Origin of the sequence: Mesorhizobium sp. M0960 (assembly GCF_040319055.1) — a bacterium.
In the GTDB taxonomy this organism is placed as follows: domain Bacteria; phylum Pseudomonadota; class Alphaproteobacteria; order Rhizobiales; family Rhizobiaceae; genus Mesorhizobium.
This window is the reverse complement of record NZ_JAMYNN010000010.1, coordinates 142404-158047: the sequence shown is the minus strand read 5'-3', so window position 1 is coordinate 158047 and position 15644 is coordinate 142404. Positions and strand designations below refer to the sequence as shown.

Genomic DNA, 15644 nt, shown 5'->3' with positions numbered 1-15644 from the left:
AACAATACGCCGGGACCATACGCCAAGACCATACGAATGACATGAAGTCGCCTTCAAAACGCCGGTCAATCGCCCTGTGCCACCGCTAAGACCTACAAACAGGAACCAAACATGGTTGCTGAAAGTTTGGGCAGGGATGGGACGCCACAAGGAGTGTTTATGATGAAACGCCAACCACGGATTCTGGCAGGCACGGCGCTTGGCCTGTTGATGGCGTCCGCGCCGTTAGGCGCGTTCCCGCTGCAAGGCAGCGCCGCATTCGGCCCCGCTCGGAACAGCGCAGTGCTTATCCCGGCGCAGTCGAATTGCGCCGAAGGCGAGTCGGCCGAAGCCTGTGCCCAAGGCGGGCAGGCGGAGCCGGAACAGAAGCCCGGCAAGAGGCGCGAACGGCAGGAGCGAACCGAAGCACCCGCCGAACAATCGGGCGAGTCCGAGCAAAAGCCGCGCCGGAACAAGCGCGAGCAGCAACAGACCGAATCCGCGCCCGCCGAACAACTCGCGCCCTCGGGCGGAGAGGAGCAGGGCAATCAACGCAGGAAAAAGAGGCAGCAACAGCAGATCGAAGCCGAACAGCCGGCCGAGCAGGCTGCACCCGTGAATGACGATCAGCAGATCAAGCCGCGCAGGAAGAAGCGCGACCAGCAACAGCGGGAAGCCGCACCTGCTGAACAGCCGGCCGAGCAAGCTGCGCCCGCGAGCGACGATCAGCAGCAGCTCAAGCCGCGCAGGAAGAAGCGCGACCAGCAACAGCAGGAAGCCGCACCTGCTGAACAGCCGGCCGAGCAGGCTGCGCCCGCGAACGACGTTCAGCAGCAGCTGAAGCAGCGCAGGAAGAAGCGCGACCAGCAACAGCAGGAAGCCGCACCTGCTGAACAGCCGGCCGAGCAGGTTGCCCCTGCAAACGACAACGAGCAGGGCAATCCGCGCAAGAGGAAGAATAAGCAGGACCAGCAGGCGGCGCCGGCTCTCCCACAGGCCGAGCCACTTCCAACCGACAAGCAAGCCGCTCCTGCTCAAGCCGAACAGCCCCAGGACCAGACGAAGAAACGCGGCAAGAAGCCCGTTGGGGAAGAGCCGGCGACAGGCGAACAGCAGCCCGCAACCGGTGAGCAACCCGCCACCGGCGAACAGGCAGCACCCGCCGAGGGTGGGCCTCCTGCTTCGGGCGAAGCCGCGGCCAACCCGAACGAGGCGCCCATACTGGACAGTCAGAAGGATGTCAGGCGCAGGCACGGCAAGGACCAAGGCGGCCAAAACGCGGATCGCCAAAATGGCGGCAAAACGGGTGGTCAGGAAGGCAACCAGCCCGTCGAGGAGAACGGCAACCAGGCGGAAGTCTCGAAACCGGCTCCGGTCGACCAGGGGCCGCCCCCGACCGACGACCGGGCAGCGCAGCAGGAGATCAAACCTGAAAAGATCGCTCCCGTGACCGAGGAAAAAGGCAAGCGCGTCGAGCGCTCAGCCGATTTCGAGGATGTTCGTCGTCGGCGGCGCCCGCAAGGCACCAATGTCCTCAGGGAATTCGGCGACCGCGTCATCCTCCAGTTCAACAACCAGACGTTCGTCGAAAGCAGCGACGCCCCGCGTATGCACCGCGGCGCCAGGAATGTCTATTATGAGGACCTGTCGGGCGATCGCACCCGGGAAATCGTGGAGCGTGACAACGGTTTCCGGATCGTCACCATCCGCAACCGCTACGGCGACGTGATCCAGCGTTCACGCATCGCGCCTGACGGACGCGAATATGTGCTGAGCTATGTCGACGAGCGGAACTATGACGATGATGCAGACTGGCGCGACCCGGGCGACGACCTGCCGCCGATGCGCCTTACCATCCCGCAAGAGGAATACATTCTGGATTCCGAAGAGGTCGAGGATCCGGACGACTACTACACCTTCCTCGAACGACCGCCGGTGGAGAAGGTCCAGCGCCTCTATTCGATCGACGAGGTCAAACGCTCGGCCCGCGTGCGCGACATTGCCCGCCGCATCGACCTCGATACGCTCAACTTCGAATTCGGTTCGGCTTCGATTTCCGACACCGAGGTCCAGAAGCTGGAGGGTGTTGCCAACGCCATGGACAAGCTGCTGAAGAAAAACCCGGCCGAGACCTTCCTGATCGAAGGCCACACGGATGCAGTCGGCAAGCCGGAAGCGAACCTTGCATTGTCCGACCGCCGCGCCGAGGCAGTCGCCGAAGCCTTGACCAATGCCTTCGGCATCCCGCCGGAGAACCTGACGACACAGGGCTATGGCGAGGAGTATCTCAAGGTAGACACGTCGGGACCCAACCGTGAGAACCGCCGCGTCGCCATCCGCCGCATCACCTCGCTGGTGGCGCCGGTGGCCAGCGCCCAATAAGCGGAATGTGAACCGCGCGATCCGATCAACCATTGAATCGCGCGGTCACCAATCTTGAAACGCGAGGTCACCAATCCCAAATTTTGGAAAGGGCGTCCCTGCCCCGTCCCGACTCCAGCGGGACACACGAGCCCCGCCGGTTCCCCTCCCCGGCGGGGTTTCGTTTTTTAGAACCTTGCAAACCGCCGCAGCCTGCCCGAAATACGGCACTCCGACAACGGAGCCCGGAATCGCCGCATGAAGCGCCTCGAACTCGCCATCGAATCGATCATTCTCGCCTCGCGCTGGCTGCTGGTCGTCTTCTATCTCGGACTGGGCGCGGCGCTTGCCATCTATGCCGTGTCCTTCGGCAAGAAGCTGTTCGAGTTCGTCTCCGTGGCCTTCACGCTCGACGACACCGATACCATCCTGAAGATCCTCGGCCTCATCGACGCCGCGCTGGTCGCCTCACTGGTGGTGATGGTGATCATCTCGGGCTACGAAAACTTCGTAAGCCGCTTCGATGAAAATGACGGCAAGGTGCATTGGCTGGGCACGATCGATGTCGGCTCGCTGAAGGTCAAGGTCGCCTCGACAATCGTCGCCATCTCCTCGATCCACCTCTTGCAGGTTTTCCTGAACTCGGTCTCCTACACGACCGACCAGCTGATGTGGCTGACCATCATTCATCTGGCCTTCGTTCTGTCGGCACTGATGCTTGCCTATATCGACCGGCTGATGGGTCTTGGCAAAGCCAAGAAAGCCGAAGGCTGAGCACGCGTCTGTGCCGGTCTTTAAGAGATACGCCTGTCAGCTAGATGCTTTCCGTCAGTAAATACCTTTGATTTTGGTATCAGTCCGCTCGAACACCTCGTCCGGCACAAAAAAGTCGCCGGCGAGCGGGCCTGTCGCGCCCGGCGCATAGGCTGAGAAATCGCTGACGCCTTCGGCGCGCAGCACTTCTTCGTCGATGTAGAAATTACCGGTTGCCCCGCGCGACGGCCTGACCAGGATGGCGTGTGCGGCATCGGCCATGATGTCGGGCGAACGGCTCATCGCCGCCACCGTCGCCCCGCCCAGGAGGTTGCGCACCGCCGCCGTGTCGATGGTCGAGATCGGCCAGAGCGAATTGACCGCAATGCCATCCCTGGCGAACTCGGCGCTCATGCCCAGCGTGCACATCGACATGCCGAACTTCGCCATCGTGTAGGCGACATGGTTCTTGAACCACTTGGCCTTCATGTCGAGCGGCGGCGCCAGATTCAAAATGTGAGGATTTTCCGCCAACCTCAAGTGTGGAATGCACATTTTGGAGACGAGAAAAGTACCGCGCGTGTTGATCTGGTGCATCAGGTCGTAGCGTTTCATGTCGGTCTCCAGCGTGCCGGTGAGTTGGATGGCGCTGGCATTGTTGATGCAGATATCGATGCCGCCGAACGTCTCCACGGTCTTGGCGACGGCTTCGGCGACCTGCGCTTCATCGCGGATGTCGCACAGCGCCGGCAGCGCCTTGCCGCCGGCCCGCTCGATCTCTTGCGCCGCTGTGTAGATCGTCCCCGGCAGCTTCGGATGCGGCTCGGGGGTCTTGGCCGCGATCGTCACATTGGCGCCGTCGCGCGCGGCGCGCAGCGCAATCGCCAGCCCGATGCCGCGTGACCCGCCAGAGATGAACAGCGTCTTTCCCTTGAGCGACATCCTCGCCCCTCCCTGTGCTACTCTCTTTTCTACCATCTTTTCTCCTTGCGATCCTTGCCTGCACCGCCGGCGGATACAAGCGCCCTTAACCCGCAGCGGTGGTGTGACGCTACGGAGGGTCGTGGATTTCGCGGGAGCGCGCATTGAATCTGTCGGGCAAGTTGGTATATATTCTATACGAAAAGGGAGAATATATAAATGGCCTTATCGATCAAGAATATGGCGGTCGAGCAACTGGCACGTGAGCTCGCCCGCCGGCGCCAGGTATCCGTGACGGAGGCCATCCGTCAAAGCCTCGAGCGCGAGGTTGCGCGCGAGCGGCTTGTGCCGCGCGACGAGACCGGTGACCTTTTTCAACGTCTGATGGCGATTGCGGAACGAGCTGCACGAATACCGGAGCGCAAAGACGCGATGAGCGACGATGAAATTCTCGGTTATGACGAACTGGGTATCCCGACGCGATGATCATCGATTCCTCGGCGCTGGTCGCCATTTTACGCACGGAGCCGGGCTACGACCGCTTCGTTTTGGCGATCACCCAGGCTGAAAGACGTTTGCTTCCGGCACCGACACTGCTTGAAACGACAATGGTGCTCGTCGGCCGCTGGCAGGACCAGATTATCGATCGCTTCGAAACTTTTTTGCGCACCGCCTCGATCGAGACGATCCCCTTCACGGCCGACCACGCCGCGGTCGCTCGTCAGGCGTTCCTGCGCTATGGCAAGGGCCGGCATCCGGCCGCCCTCAACTTCGGCGACTGCATTGCCTATGCTGCGGCACGTATCGAAGCCATGCCGTTGCTGTTCAAGGGTGACGATTTCCGGCTGACCGACATCGAACCGGCTGTTTGATCCACGGCTAGACCAGCACCAGGCCCTGCCGCATGGCGATGGCGATCGCATCGGTGCGGTTGGCGGCACCGAGCTTCGTCAGGATCGCTGCGACGTGGAATTTCGCCGTATGCACGGAGATGTTCAGCCGCCGCGCGATGACCTTGTTGGGCGCGCCTTCGGCGAGCAGTGCCAGCACCTCGCTTTCGCGCGGCGAAAGCGTCGGCCGGACGATTTGCTCGTTACTCGGTTCCTCGTCGAACCGGTCGCTGTCATGAAAGGTAAAATCGTGCCCGTCTGACAGAGCGTGGCTGTCACGCGAAATCCGGTAGCCAGCCGCCGCCAGCCGCGCCGCAGCGGCGATCAGCACGTCGTCCGCTGCCACCGGCAGCACGGCAAACACTGTATCGGCCGGCCGCTCCCCGGCCGCTCGCGACGATAGCAGCACCCGAGGCATAGCGGCGTCGACGAGCCCGCCTTGCACCCCATGATCATCGACGATGGCGACATCCGCCGCCCAACGCCCGTCGACTTCGCCCGCCAGAAAAGGCTGCAGGTCATCGGTCGCAGCGAGAGCCGCGGACAGACTTCGCGCGCGCTCGACGTCACCGAGCACGATCAGCACCGTCAGCCGTCTGCCAGCGACCTCACCGCTTACCATCTATCCCTCAGCTCAGTGGTTTTTCACCGATGGTCAGTGAGACCTCACGGTTCTCGCCGCCGCGCACCACGCCGAGTGTCACCAAGGCACCGGCGCTGTCCGGCCCGAGCTTGCGGATCAGCTCGCGCGGGCCATGCACCGTCTCTGCGTTCCACGATACGATGATGTCGCCGAGACTGAGACCGGCGGCTTTCGCCGGGCCGCTATCGTCAAGGCTCATCACCATGGCGCCCTGTGTATCACCATTGCGGACCGGATGCAGGCCGGCACCAAGATAGCCCCTCGCCACATGACCCTTCTCGCGCAGCGTCGTGACTGCCCGCTCGATCGTTTCGTAAGGCATGACCAGCGCCCGCCGGCGTGGCCCGAACAGCAGCATGCCGATCAGTCCGCCCTTGGCGTCGAGCACAGGGCCGCCCTCGAAACGGCCGCCGGCATTGACGGCAAGGTTGATGCGCCGGTCGATCGTGCCGCCGCGCATTGAACGCCAGGCCGGGCCGACCTCGCCGACCGTGCCGAAGGTAGCGAGCGAGGTGCCGTCGCTATTGCCCGCGACGATCGCCAGATTGCCCGGCCGCACTGCATCCGCCTTCACCAGGGACGGCACGCTTGGTGCGCCGGTGGGTTTCAAAACGGCCGTGCCGGTGGACGGGTCGCGGCCGACCAGCTCGGCCTTGACGGTTTCGCCCGAAGGAAACGTCAGCTCGATCTCCTCGCCGGCCTCGACCGCCTCCTCGGCAGTGACGAAATAGCCGTCCTGCCAGTGGAAAGCGGTAGACGTGCGGTGGTGGTGCGTCGCGAAGCTGGCCGTCGCTGGAGCCGCGGCTGCGGCGATGTCGGCAATGGCGTCGGAAAATGTGCTCAGATTGAAATCGCTCATGATTTGTCTCCTGGGTTCCTCGTGACCCAGATATCGCCCGGCAGGGCCTTGGCGGATACTCGCCTGACGGCTAGTTGGGCGTTTGACTGGCCATCTGGTCAGGTCGCGGCCGGTCCGGCCGCTCCGCACATATAGGCATTGTTCATCTTGTTCCAAAAGCTACGGAGCCCCGCAGATGGCCCTGCCCGCCCAGCAATTGCAATATGACGATGCCCTTCTCGATGCCTATTCGGCGACGGTCGCCGATGCCGTCGACCGCATCGGGCCCGCCGTCTGCCGCATCGAGCGTGTCGGTGGCCCGGGCGGCCATGGCTCAGGCTTCGTCATCGCGCCGGACGGGCTGGTCGTCACCAACTTCCACGTCGTCGGCGATGCGCGCAGTGTGCGCGTGTCGATGCCGGACGGCGCCTCCAGGGAAGGCCGCGTGCTCGGCCGCGACCCCGACACCGACATTGCGCTGGTGCGCGCCGACGGCAACTTTGCCGACGTTGCGCCGCTTGGCGATTCCAAGCGTTTGAGGCGCGGCCAGATTGCAATTGCCATCGGCAACCCGCTCGGCTTCGAATGGACCGTCACCACCGGCGTCGTCTCGGCGCTCGGCCGCTCGATGCGTGCCTCCACCGGCCGGCTGATCGACGACGTCATCCAGACTGACGCCGCGCTCAACCCCGGCAATTCCGGCGGACCGCTGGTGTCCTCGGCCGGCGAGGTGATCGGCGTCAACACCGCGATGATCCACGGAGCGCAAGGCATCGCGTTCGCGGTTGCCTCCAACACCGCCAATTTCGTCATCTCGGAGATCATCCGCTTCGGCCGCGTGCGCCGCGCCTTCATCGGCGTTTCCGCCGACACCACCAACCTGCCGCGCCGCGCAGCACTCTTGTCGCAAGTGTCGAGCAGCACGGCGGTGCGCCTGCGCAGCGTCGAGAAGAACAGCCCGGCGGACAAGGCCGGCCTCAGGGAAGGCGACATTATTGCCGCCATCGACGGCCGCCCGGTCACCGGCGTCGACGATCTTGTGCGCATGCTCGACGCCGAGCGCATCGGCCGCGAGACACTGTGCACGGTGGTGCGCCGCTCCGGCATTGCCCAGGTCACGGTGATGCCGTTGGCGAGGGCAAGCTAGCTCGCTGCAGCACCCTGCGCATATTGCGCCAGGAATTCCGGGCTCGGCGGGATCGGCCTGATCACGTCGATCAGCACGCCGTTGGGATCCTTGGTGATGAAATGGCGCTGGCCGAAGGGTTCGTCGCGCAGCGTTAGCAGGATCGGCAGGCCGGCGGCGGTGATCCGCTCATAGACGGCATCCGGGTCCCTGACCTCGAAATTGATCAGCACGCCAGACGCGCGGCCCCGCCCCTCCTCCGGGATCGTCTCATGATCGCCCTGGACGATGCCGAGGTTGACGCGGCGATCTTCGGCTGAGCGCAGATGGATGTACCAGTCGGCCTCGAACAGCGGCTTGAAGCCGAAATGCGCGACATAAAAGGCTGCAGTGCCGGCAACATCGCCCGTCATCAGCACCGGATAATAGCTCGTCGTCCTCATCTTTCCTTCTCCCGGCGAACAACATACAATCTGCATGTAAATGTAACTAACATACAGGCTGAATGTATGCAACAGCGATCCGCTCGCCGCTCCAACCGTGATCGCACCGAAGCGACACGCGCCGAGCTCATCGCCGCGGCGCGAAAACTGTTCACCGAAAAATCCTATGCCGAGACCAGCACACCCGAGATCGTCGCCGCTGCCGGCGTAACGCGCGGCGCGCTTTATCATCACTTTGCAGACAAGCAGGCGCTGTTTGCCGCTGTGGTCGAACAGGAGGCGCAAGCCGTGGCGGAAGAGATCGAACGCGCGTCGCCGCCTTCGCTATTTGCCCGCGATGCGCTGATTGCCGGCTCGGATGCCTATCTGGCTGCCATGCGCGCCCCCGGCCGAACTCGGCTCTTGCTGCTTGATGGCCCCGCCGTGCTCGGCCGCGCCGCCATGGATGCGATCGACAATCGCCATGGCAACCGTTCGCTGCGTGAGGGCCTTGTTGCCGCGATGCGCTCGCACTCTATGACGAGATTGCCTGTGGAAGCTCTGACCGCTTTGCTCGCCGCTGCCTTCGACCGCGCAGCGCTCGCCATTGAAGCTGGAGCATCGATCGAGGACTATCGCGCCGTTCTCATCGCGCTGATCGACGGTCTGTCTCCGGCTCCTCCTTAGGCACCTCACCCGGCTCGAATTCGTTGAAACAACCAAGCTGGCGCTTGAACTGATCGATCAGCCAGGCGGCCGCCGGTTTCGGGCTGCGATCGGCGCGGTGCATGGCATAAAGCGGCGAGCGGACTTCGCTGTAAGGCTCGAGATCGAGTTCGACGAGCCGGCCGTTCGCCAGATCATCGGCAATCAGCCATCGCGGCAGCCCGCCCCAGCCCAGCCCCTCGCGCATCAGCACGTGCTTGGTGCGCACATCCGTCAGCCGCCAAGTGCGGTAGGCGAAGACGCCATAGTCGCGCCCGCGCGTACGCTCGGACTGGTCCGAGACGACCAGTTGGATGTGTTCGCGGACATCCTCCAGCGCCACTGGTCTGGGCAGCAGCGCCAGCGGGTGATCAGGCGCTGCGGCCGGCACCAGGGAGAAGAAACCGATGCGCAGCAGATTCACGTCCGCCTCGCCCAGAAGCCCTCCGATGCCGAGATCGGCCTGTCCGCGGACAACATGATCGAGGATAAGGCCAAGCGAGCCGATATGCAGACGCAGTGTCACGGCCGGAAACTGCACCTCGAATGCCTTTAGCACCCGAACCAGCACCGGCGACGGTAGCGTCACGTCGACCGACAGCGCAACTTCCGCCTCCAATCCCTGCCGATATCCGTCGATACGCGAGCGGATGCGTTGCAGCACGCCGACCATGCGCCGCGCATCTTCCAGCGTCGCCTTGCCGACATCGGTCAGTTGCGGCTCACGCGTGCCCTCACGCTCAAACAGCTTCAGCCCAAGCTGCGCTTCGAGGTTGGCAATGGCGTAGCTGATGACCGACTGCGCGCGGTTGAGCTTACGGCCGGCAGCCGAGAAGGAACCGGTGTCGGCCACCGCAACCAGGATCTGCAGTTGGTCAAGCGTCGGGTTGGGCTGCATCTTTCAATCCACAATTTAGATGGATCATATACAAAATATACCAGTTTTTCAAATGGGTCTGCGCACACATATTTGCCGGGAGATTTTAATCCAACCCTGGAGAGTCACCATGTCCATCCTTCTTGTCACATCCAGCCCACGCGGCGCCGCCTCGCACTCGACCCGCGTCGCCAACGAACTCGCCGACAAACTGCTTGCCGCCGATCCTTCGGCCAAGCTTGTCGCCCGCGACCTCGTCGCCAACCCGCTGCCGCATATCGACCCCGACTATTCGACCGGCATCTATACGCCGGCCGAAGCGCGCACCCAGCGCCAGGCTGAGGTCGTCGGCGTTTCCGATACTGTACTGGACGAGCTGTTTGCGGCCGACACCGTCATTCTCGCCACTGGCTTCATCAACTTCAACATCTCGTCGACGCTGAAATCCTGGGTCGACCACGTCGCCCGCTCCGGCAAAACCTTTGCTTATGGCGATGCTGGCCCGAAAGGCCTCGTCACCGGCAAGAAAGTCTATATCGTGCTGGCCTCGGGCGGCATCTATTCCGAAGGTGCAGCCGTGCAGTTCGATCATGCCATTCCCTACCTGCGCAGCGTGCTCGGCTTTCTCGGCATGACCGATGTGGAGGTCATCCGCATCGAAGGAGTCGGCATGGGCGCCGATGCGGTAGCAGCAGCGCTGGCCAAGGCCTCGACCAAGGTCGACGCCATTGTGGCTGCAACCGGAAGCGCCGAGCGCGTCGCCGCCGCGGCGTAAAGCCAGCATCGTTTGAATTGAACAAGGGCAGGCGCTCGGTGCCTGCCCTTGCTGTCGTTGGCGACAACCTATTGTGGTGGGCCAACAACTGCCATTGGTTATTCCGCTTGTCTGCGCTATCGGTCGCGGATGTTCCTGTCCGTTGCCACAACGCACCGTCCGGCCACCGATCTCGGTTTCCTGCTGCACAAGCATCCCGATCGTTTGCACGAGACCGACCTCTCCTTTGGCAAAGGGTGGCTATTCTATCCCGAAGCGACCGAAGAGCGTTGCGAGGCAGCACTCCTGCTCGATGTCGACCCGATAGGGCTAGTGCGCGCAAGGGGCGGGCGGAAGGCTTGCTGGACCAATATGTGAACGACCGGCCTTACGCGGCATCGTCTTTCCTGTCCGTGGCGCTAAACAAAATGCTGCGGACGGCGATGACCGGAATGTCAAAGGAGCGCCAGGAACTGGCTAGCGGCGAACTGCCGCTGGAGGCAGTCGTGACTCCACTGCCGATGCGCGGCGGTGAGGCTCTGGTTCGAAGCCTGTTCGAACCCTTGGGCTGGACAGTCGATCTGACGCCAATCGAGGGAATCGGGTCTGGTGCAGGCGAGTCCCGGTACGGCCATCTGAAGCTGACCGGCACGGGCCGGCTCAGCGCCTTGTTGAACCACCTCTACGTACTGATCCCGGTGATGGACGATGCCAAGCATTATTGGGTCGGCGAAGCAGAGGTCGACAAGCTGCTGTCCAAGGGAGAGGGCTGGCTGGAAAAACATCCCGCCAAGGACCTGATAGTTCGCCGATACTTGCGCAACCGCGGTGCCTTGGCCCGCATCGCTCTGGAACGACTGGTTCCTGAAACGGCCAGGGAGACTTTGCCGCCCGAACTGCGTGTCACACCTGAGGAAGCGCTGGAGACGCCGATCCGGCTCAACGATCTGCGCATGGAAGCTGTTGTCCGAGCCATCCAGGCAACGGGTGCAACCACGGTTGCGGACCTGGGATGCGGCGAAGGCAAGCTACTTTATCGGCTCGTGCGCGAGCGATGGGTCCATAAGCTGTTCGGGTTGGATCCAGCGGCACGCGAACTGGAATGGGCTGCAAAGCGTCTCAAGCTGAACGAGTTTGGCGGGCCGCCGGGGGGCCGGGTTACGCTGCTGCACGGATCTCTGACATACCGGGACGGCCGCTGGGCGGCAGCCGACGTCGCCGTGCTGGTCGAGGTCATCGAGCATCTCGACGAGGACAGGCTGCCCCTGGTCGAACGCATCGTTTTCGGCGAGACGGCGCCTAAATCCGTCATCGTGACCACTCCGAACGCGGACTACAACGCTCTGTTTCCCAGATTGGCCCCTGGCGCATTTCGCCATCCCGATCACCGTTTCGAATGGAGCCGGGCTCAGTTCGAAACCTGGGCGGCCAAAATCGGTGAGATCTATGGCTATGCAGCCACCTTCAGCGGTATCGGAGCCCAGGATTCTACCCTCGGCGCGCCCACGCAGATGGCGGTGTTCACCCGATGAGAGAACTGGACAAGACCGATCTCGCCATTCCTGACTTTGCCCTCGTCGTGCTGATCGGCTCGACCGGATCGGGCAAGTCGACTTTCGCGGCCAGGCATTTTCTGCCGACCGAGATCATCTCCTCGGATCAGTGCCGGGCGCTGGTCTCCGACGATGAGACCGACCAGGACGTCTCTGCAGATGCCTTCGATCTGGTGCGCGAAATAGCCGGCAAGCGGCTTAAACACCGCAGGCTGGCCGTCATCGACGCCACCAACGTGCGAGCCGCCGACCGCAAGGCCTGGATTGAGCTGGCGCGCAAGTGGCACGCTTTGCCCGTCGCCGTGGTCCTCGATCCAGGCGTCGAGGTGTGCGTCGCACGCAATGCGGTGCGAGCCGACCGGCCGGTCGGCGCCGGGGTCGCCCAGCGCATGACAACCGAGATCCGCAAGGGTCTTGGCGGCCTGCAACGCGAGGGCTTCCGCCAGGTCTGGACGCTTACCAGCGAGGCCAGCATCGACGCGGCCGAGGTGTCGCGGCAGCCGCTATGGACCGACAAGCGCGACGACCACGGCCCGTTCGATATCATTGGCGACATCCACGGCTGTTCGGATGAACTTCAGATGCTGCTCGCTCGACTGGGCTACAGCGTCGCCTGGTCTGAACATCAGGGCGACCGAACGGCCACTGTGATCCCGCCGCAGGGCCGCAAGATCGTCTTTGTCGGCGACCTCGTCGATCGCGGCCCCAACTCGCCCGACGTACTGCGCATCGCCATGAGCATGGTCGCGGCCGGGACCGCCTATTGTGTCCAGGGCAACCATGAACGCAAACTCGGCCGCTGGCTGGAAGGTCGCAAGGTCACGGTCGCCCACGGCCTCGAGCAGACGATAGACCAGTTGAACACGCAGGACCGCGGCCTGCGAGAGGCGCTGCCGGCCTTTCTCGACGGCCTGCGCAGCCACGTCTGGCTGGACGGCGGACACCTCGCCGTCGCCCACGCCGGTCTCAAGGAGGAAATGATCGGACGCGGCTCCGGCGCCGTGCGCGAGTTCGCTCTGTACGGCGAGACCACAGGCGAGACTGACGAGTTCGGGCTGCCCGTCCGCGCGGACTGGGCCGCAGCCTACCGTGGCAAGACAGCCGTAATTTATGGACATACGCCAACGCTGTCGGCCGAGTGGGTCAACAACACCCTGTGTATCGACACTGGATGCGTGTTCGGCGGCAAGCTGACGGCCTTACGCTGGCCGGAACGCGAACTGGTAGAGGTGCCGGCAATCCAGACATGGTCGGAGCCGATACGTCCGCTGGGCGGGTCCTGTCTGGGCAAATCGGCACAGGCCGACGCCGACGGCGTGCTCGATTACCAGGATGTCTCCGGTCGCCGCTGGATCGAGACCGGGCTGAGGGGCCGGATTGTGGTGGCCGAGGAGAACGCCTCGGCGGCACTGGAAGTGATGAGCCGCTTCGCGCTGTCGCCGCAATGGCTGATCTATCTGCCGCCGACCATGTCGCCGTCCGAGACCAGCAGCCAACACGGCTGGCTGGGACGTCCGGAAGATGCCTTCGCTTATTTCCGCGAACGCGACGTCGCCCAGGTCGTGTGCGAGGAAAAGCATATGGGTTCGCGGGCGGTGGTCGCGCTGTGCCGGAACGCGCAGGCGGCGCGCAGCCGCTTCGGGATCCCGGGCGACGAGACCGGCGCAATCTGGACCCGCACCGGACGTTCCTTTTTCAACGACGGCACCATGACGGAAGGCCTGCTCGCCCGTCTCCGGGTCGAGGTCGACGCGGCGGATCTGTGGACGGAATTGAACAGCGACTGGCTGCTGCTGGACACCGAGATAATGCCTTGGTCGGCAAAGGCCGGCAGCCTGATCGAAAGCCAGTATGCGCCGGTGGCGACATCCTCAGCCGCCGGTTTCAAGGTCAGCCGCGAGGCGCTAGCCCGTGCGATGGCGCGCGGCGTCGATGCGGCCGGCCTGAACGCACGCCTTGAAGACCGGGCCGCCCGTGCGGCTAAATACGCCACGGCCTGGGCGCCTTACGTGTGGCCGGTCTCCGGCGTCGACGACCTTAAGGTCGCGCCTTTCCACCTGCTCGCCAGCGAGGGACGTGTTTGGTTTGACCAGGATCATGTCTGGCACATGTCGCTCGCGGACCGTCTGGCTGCCCATGTTGGCGTGGTCACGCCGACCCGATGGCGTACGGTTGATCTGGCCGACGGCAGCGCGTGTGCGGAGGCTATTGCCTGGTGGGAGGCGCTGACTGGCTCGGGCGGCGAAGGCATGGTGGTCAAACCACGCGACTTCGTCAGCCGTGGCAAGAAGGGACTCATCCAGCCGGCGCTGAAGGTCCGCGGCCCGGAATATTTGCGCATCATCTATGGTCCCGAATATGACGCGCCGGACAATCTCATCCGCCTGCGAGAACGCGGCCTGAGCGGCAAGCGCAGCCTGGCACTCAGGGAGTTCGCGCTCGGTCACGAGGCGCTGACGCGATTTGTCGCCAAGCAGCCGCTACGCCGCGTTCACGAGTGTGTCTTCGCCGTGCTGGCGCTGGAAAGCGAGCCAATCGACCCAAGGCTGTAATAACGATCTACCCGAAGATCTTCTCGCCTTGCTCATCGACCAGCTGGATGCCCTTCTTGATCGAGATGTCGACAGCGTCATCAAGCCCGGCAAAGCGATCGGCGCGGATGAATTTGTGCTCCTTCATCACGCCGTCGATCTCCTTCGAAACCACGCCGCAGGTCTGGTACTGGCCCTCCGCCTTGTAGGGCGTGGCGCTGATCAAAAATCCCTTGTGCTCGATTTGCTTTACCGGCGCCGCTGTCTTTGGCTCAGCGGCTTCGTTGCCGCCGCCGAAAAGACGCTTCAGAAAAGACATGGGGTATCCTCCAACGGCAATCATCCTGCACCACATAGCGTGGTGCAGGATGATTTTCAGTACCGGTCCTTGGCCGAGCGGGCAAGGGCCGCAGCTGGCTTGGCACTCAGGGGTCAGTCGCGCGACAGCGCTTCCAGGGCCTCTGCGGCAGCTTCCAATATGCTGATTGCCTCGGCCTGCTTTGCTTCAGGCGCATCTACGATTTCGCCGAGCGCGGCGCGCAGCCGGTGGCGCACGGCGCGGAATTCGTCGCGCTTTTCCGAGCGGCCGCGGCCGCGCCGGCCACCGTCGCCGTCATCGTTCCAGCCGAACCACTCGCGCGCCTTCGCCATCTTGCGGCCGAAGCGCTCGAGATGGTCGAGCACGTGGTCGATCATCTCGCGATTTTCGTTGAGATGCGCCTGCCCTGCCTCGGTGATCGAAAACACCTTCTTGTTGCCTTCCGCCGCAGAAACGGCATAGCCGGCCTCTTCCAGGAAGGTCAGCGTCGGATAGACGACGCCGGGGCTCGGGCTGTAGACGCCGCTGGTGCGCTCCTCCAGCGCCTTGATGATGTCGTAGCCGTGCCGCGGCGCCTCGGCCAGCAGCGACAGCGTGATCAGCTTGAGATCGCCGTCAGCCAGCATACGCCCGGCGCGGAACATGTCGCCTGGTCCGCCGCGTCCGCCGCCGCCTCTCATGCCATGCCCGAACGGGCCGAACCCGCCGCGTCCGCCGAACTTGCCGGCCATATGCATGAAAACGCGCTCGGCGTGTTCGCCAAAACGATGATGCCCGAAATGATTGTCTTTGTGCATTGTCTGCTCCTTGAGTTATGTCTTACGATATATCTCAATTAGGTGCTCGCCACGATCGAGTCAAGATATATCTTACGATGTATCTGAAAATGCGCCAGCAGGATTGATTTCGCCGGCAAGGGCAGCTAGGAAGCGCGTGAGGGTCGAAGACCCCTCCGTAAGCGTCTGACGTGAA

Annotated in this window: 15 protein-coding genes and 1 pseudogene; 9 read left to right on the top strand and 7 right to left on the bottom strand. The window is 63.4% G+C overall.

Translation table 11 applies throughout. The annotated features are described in order from the left end of the window. The first annotated feature begins 162 nt into the window (after positions 1–162). Together NKH63_RS31360 and NKH63_RS19350 are read left to right on the top strand one after the other, a co-directional pair. Entirely contained in the window at positions 163–2361 is a 2199-nt protein-coding gene (locus NKH63_RS31360; RefSeq protein ID WP_502896343.1) for an OmpA family protein, read from the top strand. A gap of 237 nt (positions 2362–2598) precedes the next feature. Beyond that, positions 2599–3114, top strand: coding sequence for a TIGR00645 family protein (locus NKH63_RS19350; protein ID WP_023719323.1), 516 nt, complete (start codon positions 2599–2601; stop codon positions 3112–3114). Between the two features lie 54 nt (positions 3115–3168). On the opposite strand, the gene NKH63_RS19345 is transcribed toward NKH63_RS19350, so the two are convergent. After that, on the bottom strand, positions 3169–4035 hold the full coding sequence (locus NKH63_RS19345) for an SDR family oxidoreductase (RefSeq protein WP_352483217.1): 867 nt from the start codon (positions 4033–4035) through the stop codon (positions 3169–3171). A 198-nt stretch (positions 4036–4233) separates the two neighbouring features. Between NKH63_RS19345 and NKH63_RS19340 the strand changes: the two genes are divergently transcribed. Beyond that, on the top strand, positions 4234–4500 hold the full coding sequence (locus NKH63_RS19340) for a type II toxin-antitoxin system VapB family antitoxin (RefSeq protein ID WP_023719325.1): 267 nt from the start codon (positions 4234–4236) through the stop codon (positions 4498–4500). Continuing rightward, a complete protein-coding gene (locus NKH63_RS19335; RefSeq protein WP_023719326.1) occupies positions 4497–4886 on the top strand; it encodes a type II toxin-antitoxin system VapC family toxin in 390 nt (129 codons plus the stop codon). Before NKH63_RS19340 ends, NKH63_RS19335 begins: the two co-directional genes overlap by 4 nt. 7 nt (positions 4887–4893) lie before the next feature. On the opposite strand, the gene NKH63_RS19330 is transcribed toward NKH63_RS19335, so the two are convergent. Continuing rightward, on the bottom strand, positions 4894–5526 hold the full coding sequence (locus NKH63_RS19330) for a helix-turn-helix transcriptional regulator (protein WP_352483191.1): 633 nt from the start codon (positions 5524–5526) through the stop codon (positions 4894–4896). A gap of 7 nt (positions 5527–5533) precedes the next feature. Further along, entirely contained in the window at positions 5534–6406 is an 873-nt protein-coding gene (locus NKH63_RS19325; protein WP_023719328.1) for a S1C family serine protease, read from the bottom strand. Positions 6407–6581: 175 nt separating this feature from the next. On the opposite strand from NKH63_RS19325, the gene NKH63_RS19320 reads away from it, so the two are divergent. Beyond that, a complete protein-coding gene (locus tag NKH63_RS19320; RefSeq protein ID WP_023719329.1) occupies positions 6582–7532 on the top strand; it encodes a S1C family serine protease in 951 nt (316 codons plus the stop codon). On the opposite strand, the gene NKH63_RS19315 is transcribed toward NKH63_RS19320, so the two are convergent. Beyond that, on the bottom strand, positions 7529–7954 hold the full coding sequence (locus NKH63_RS19315) for a VOC family protein (protein WP_352483190.1): 426 nt from the start codon (positions 7952–7954) through the stop codon (positions 7529–7531). The two genes, NKH63_RS19320 and NKH63_RS19315, sit on opposite strands and share 4 nt — an antisense overlap. Positions 7955–8020: 66 nt before the next feature. Between NKH63_RS19315 and NKH63_RS19310 the strand changes: the two genes are divergently transcribed. After that, entirely contained in the window at positions 8021–8620 is a 600-nt protein-coding gene (locus NKH63_RS19310) for a TetR/AcrR family transcriptional regulator (protein ID WP_023719331.1), read from the top strand. On the opposite strand, the gene NKH63_RS19305 is transcribed toward NKH63_RS19310, so the two are convergent. Further along, on the bottom strand, positions 8580–9536 hold the full coding sequence (locus tag NKH63_RS19305; protein WP_023719332.1) for a LysR family transcriptional regulator: 957 nt from the start codon (positions 9534–9536) through the stop codon (positions 8580–8582). The two genes, NKH63_RS19310 and NKH63_RS19305, sit on opposite strands and share 41 nt — an antisense overlap. 109 nt (positions 9537–9645) lie before the next feature. Between NKH63_RS19305 and NKH63_RS19300 the strand changes: the two genes are divergently transcribed. From NKH63_RS19300 to NKH63_RS19290, 3 genes and pseudogenes are all read left to right on the top strand, one after another. Further along, the gene (locus NKH63_RS19300; RefSeq protein WP_023719333.1) at positions 9646–10290 is read left to right on the top strand and encodes an FMN-dependent NADH-azoreductase; all 645 of its coding nucleotides are present in this window, start codon (positions 9646–9648) and stop codon (positions 10288–10290) included. Positions 10291–10419: 129 nt separating this feature from the next. Then, positions 10420–11801, top strand: a pseudogene (locus tag NKH63_RS19295) (3' terminal RNA ribose 2'-O-methyltransferase Hen1). Beyond that, positions 11798–14374, top strand: coding sequence for a polynucleotide kinase-phosphatase (locus NKH63_RS19290; protein WP_352483188.1), 2577 nt, complete (start codon positions 11798–11800; stop codon positions 14372–14374). The pseudogene NKH63_RS19295 and the gene NKH63_RS19290 overlap by 4 nt, the downstream one beginning before the upstream one ends. A gap of 7 nt (positions 14375–14381) precedes the next feature. On the opposite strand, the gene NKH63_RS19285 is transcribed toward NKH63_RS19290, so the two are convergent. Together NKH63_RS19285 and NKH63_RS19280 are read right to left on the bottom strand one after the other, a co-directional pair. After that, positions 14382–14672, bottom strand: coding sequence for an HlyU family transcriptional regulator (locus tag NKH63_RS19285; RefSeq protein WP_023719334.1), 291 nt, complete (start codon positions 14670–14672; stop codon positions 14382–14384). 113 nt (positions 14673–14785) lie between these two features. After that, positions 14786–15469 carry a PadR family transcriptional regulator gene (locus tag NKH63_RS19280; RefSeq protein ID WP_023719335.1) on the bottom strand — a complete coding sequence of 228 codons (684 nt, stop codon included), beginning with the start codon at positions 15467–15469 and terminating at the stop codon, positions 14786–14788. Positions 15470–15644 lie beyond the last annotated feature (175 nt).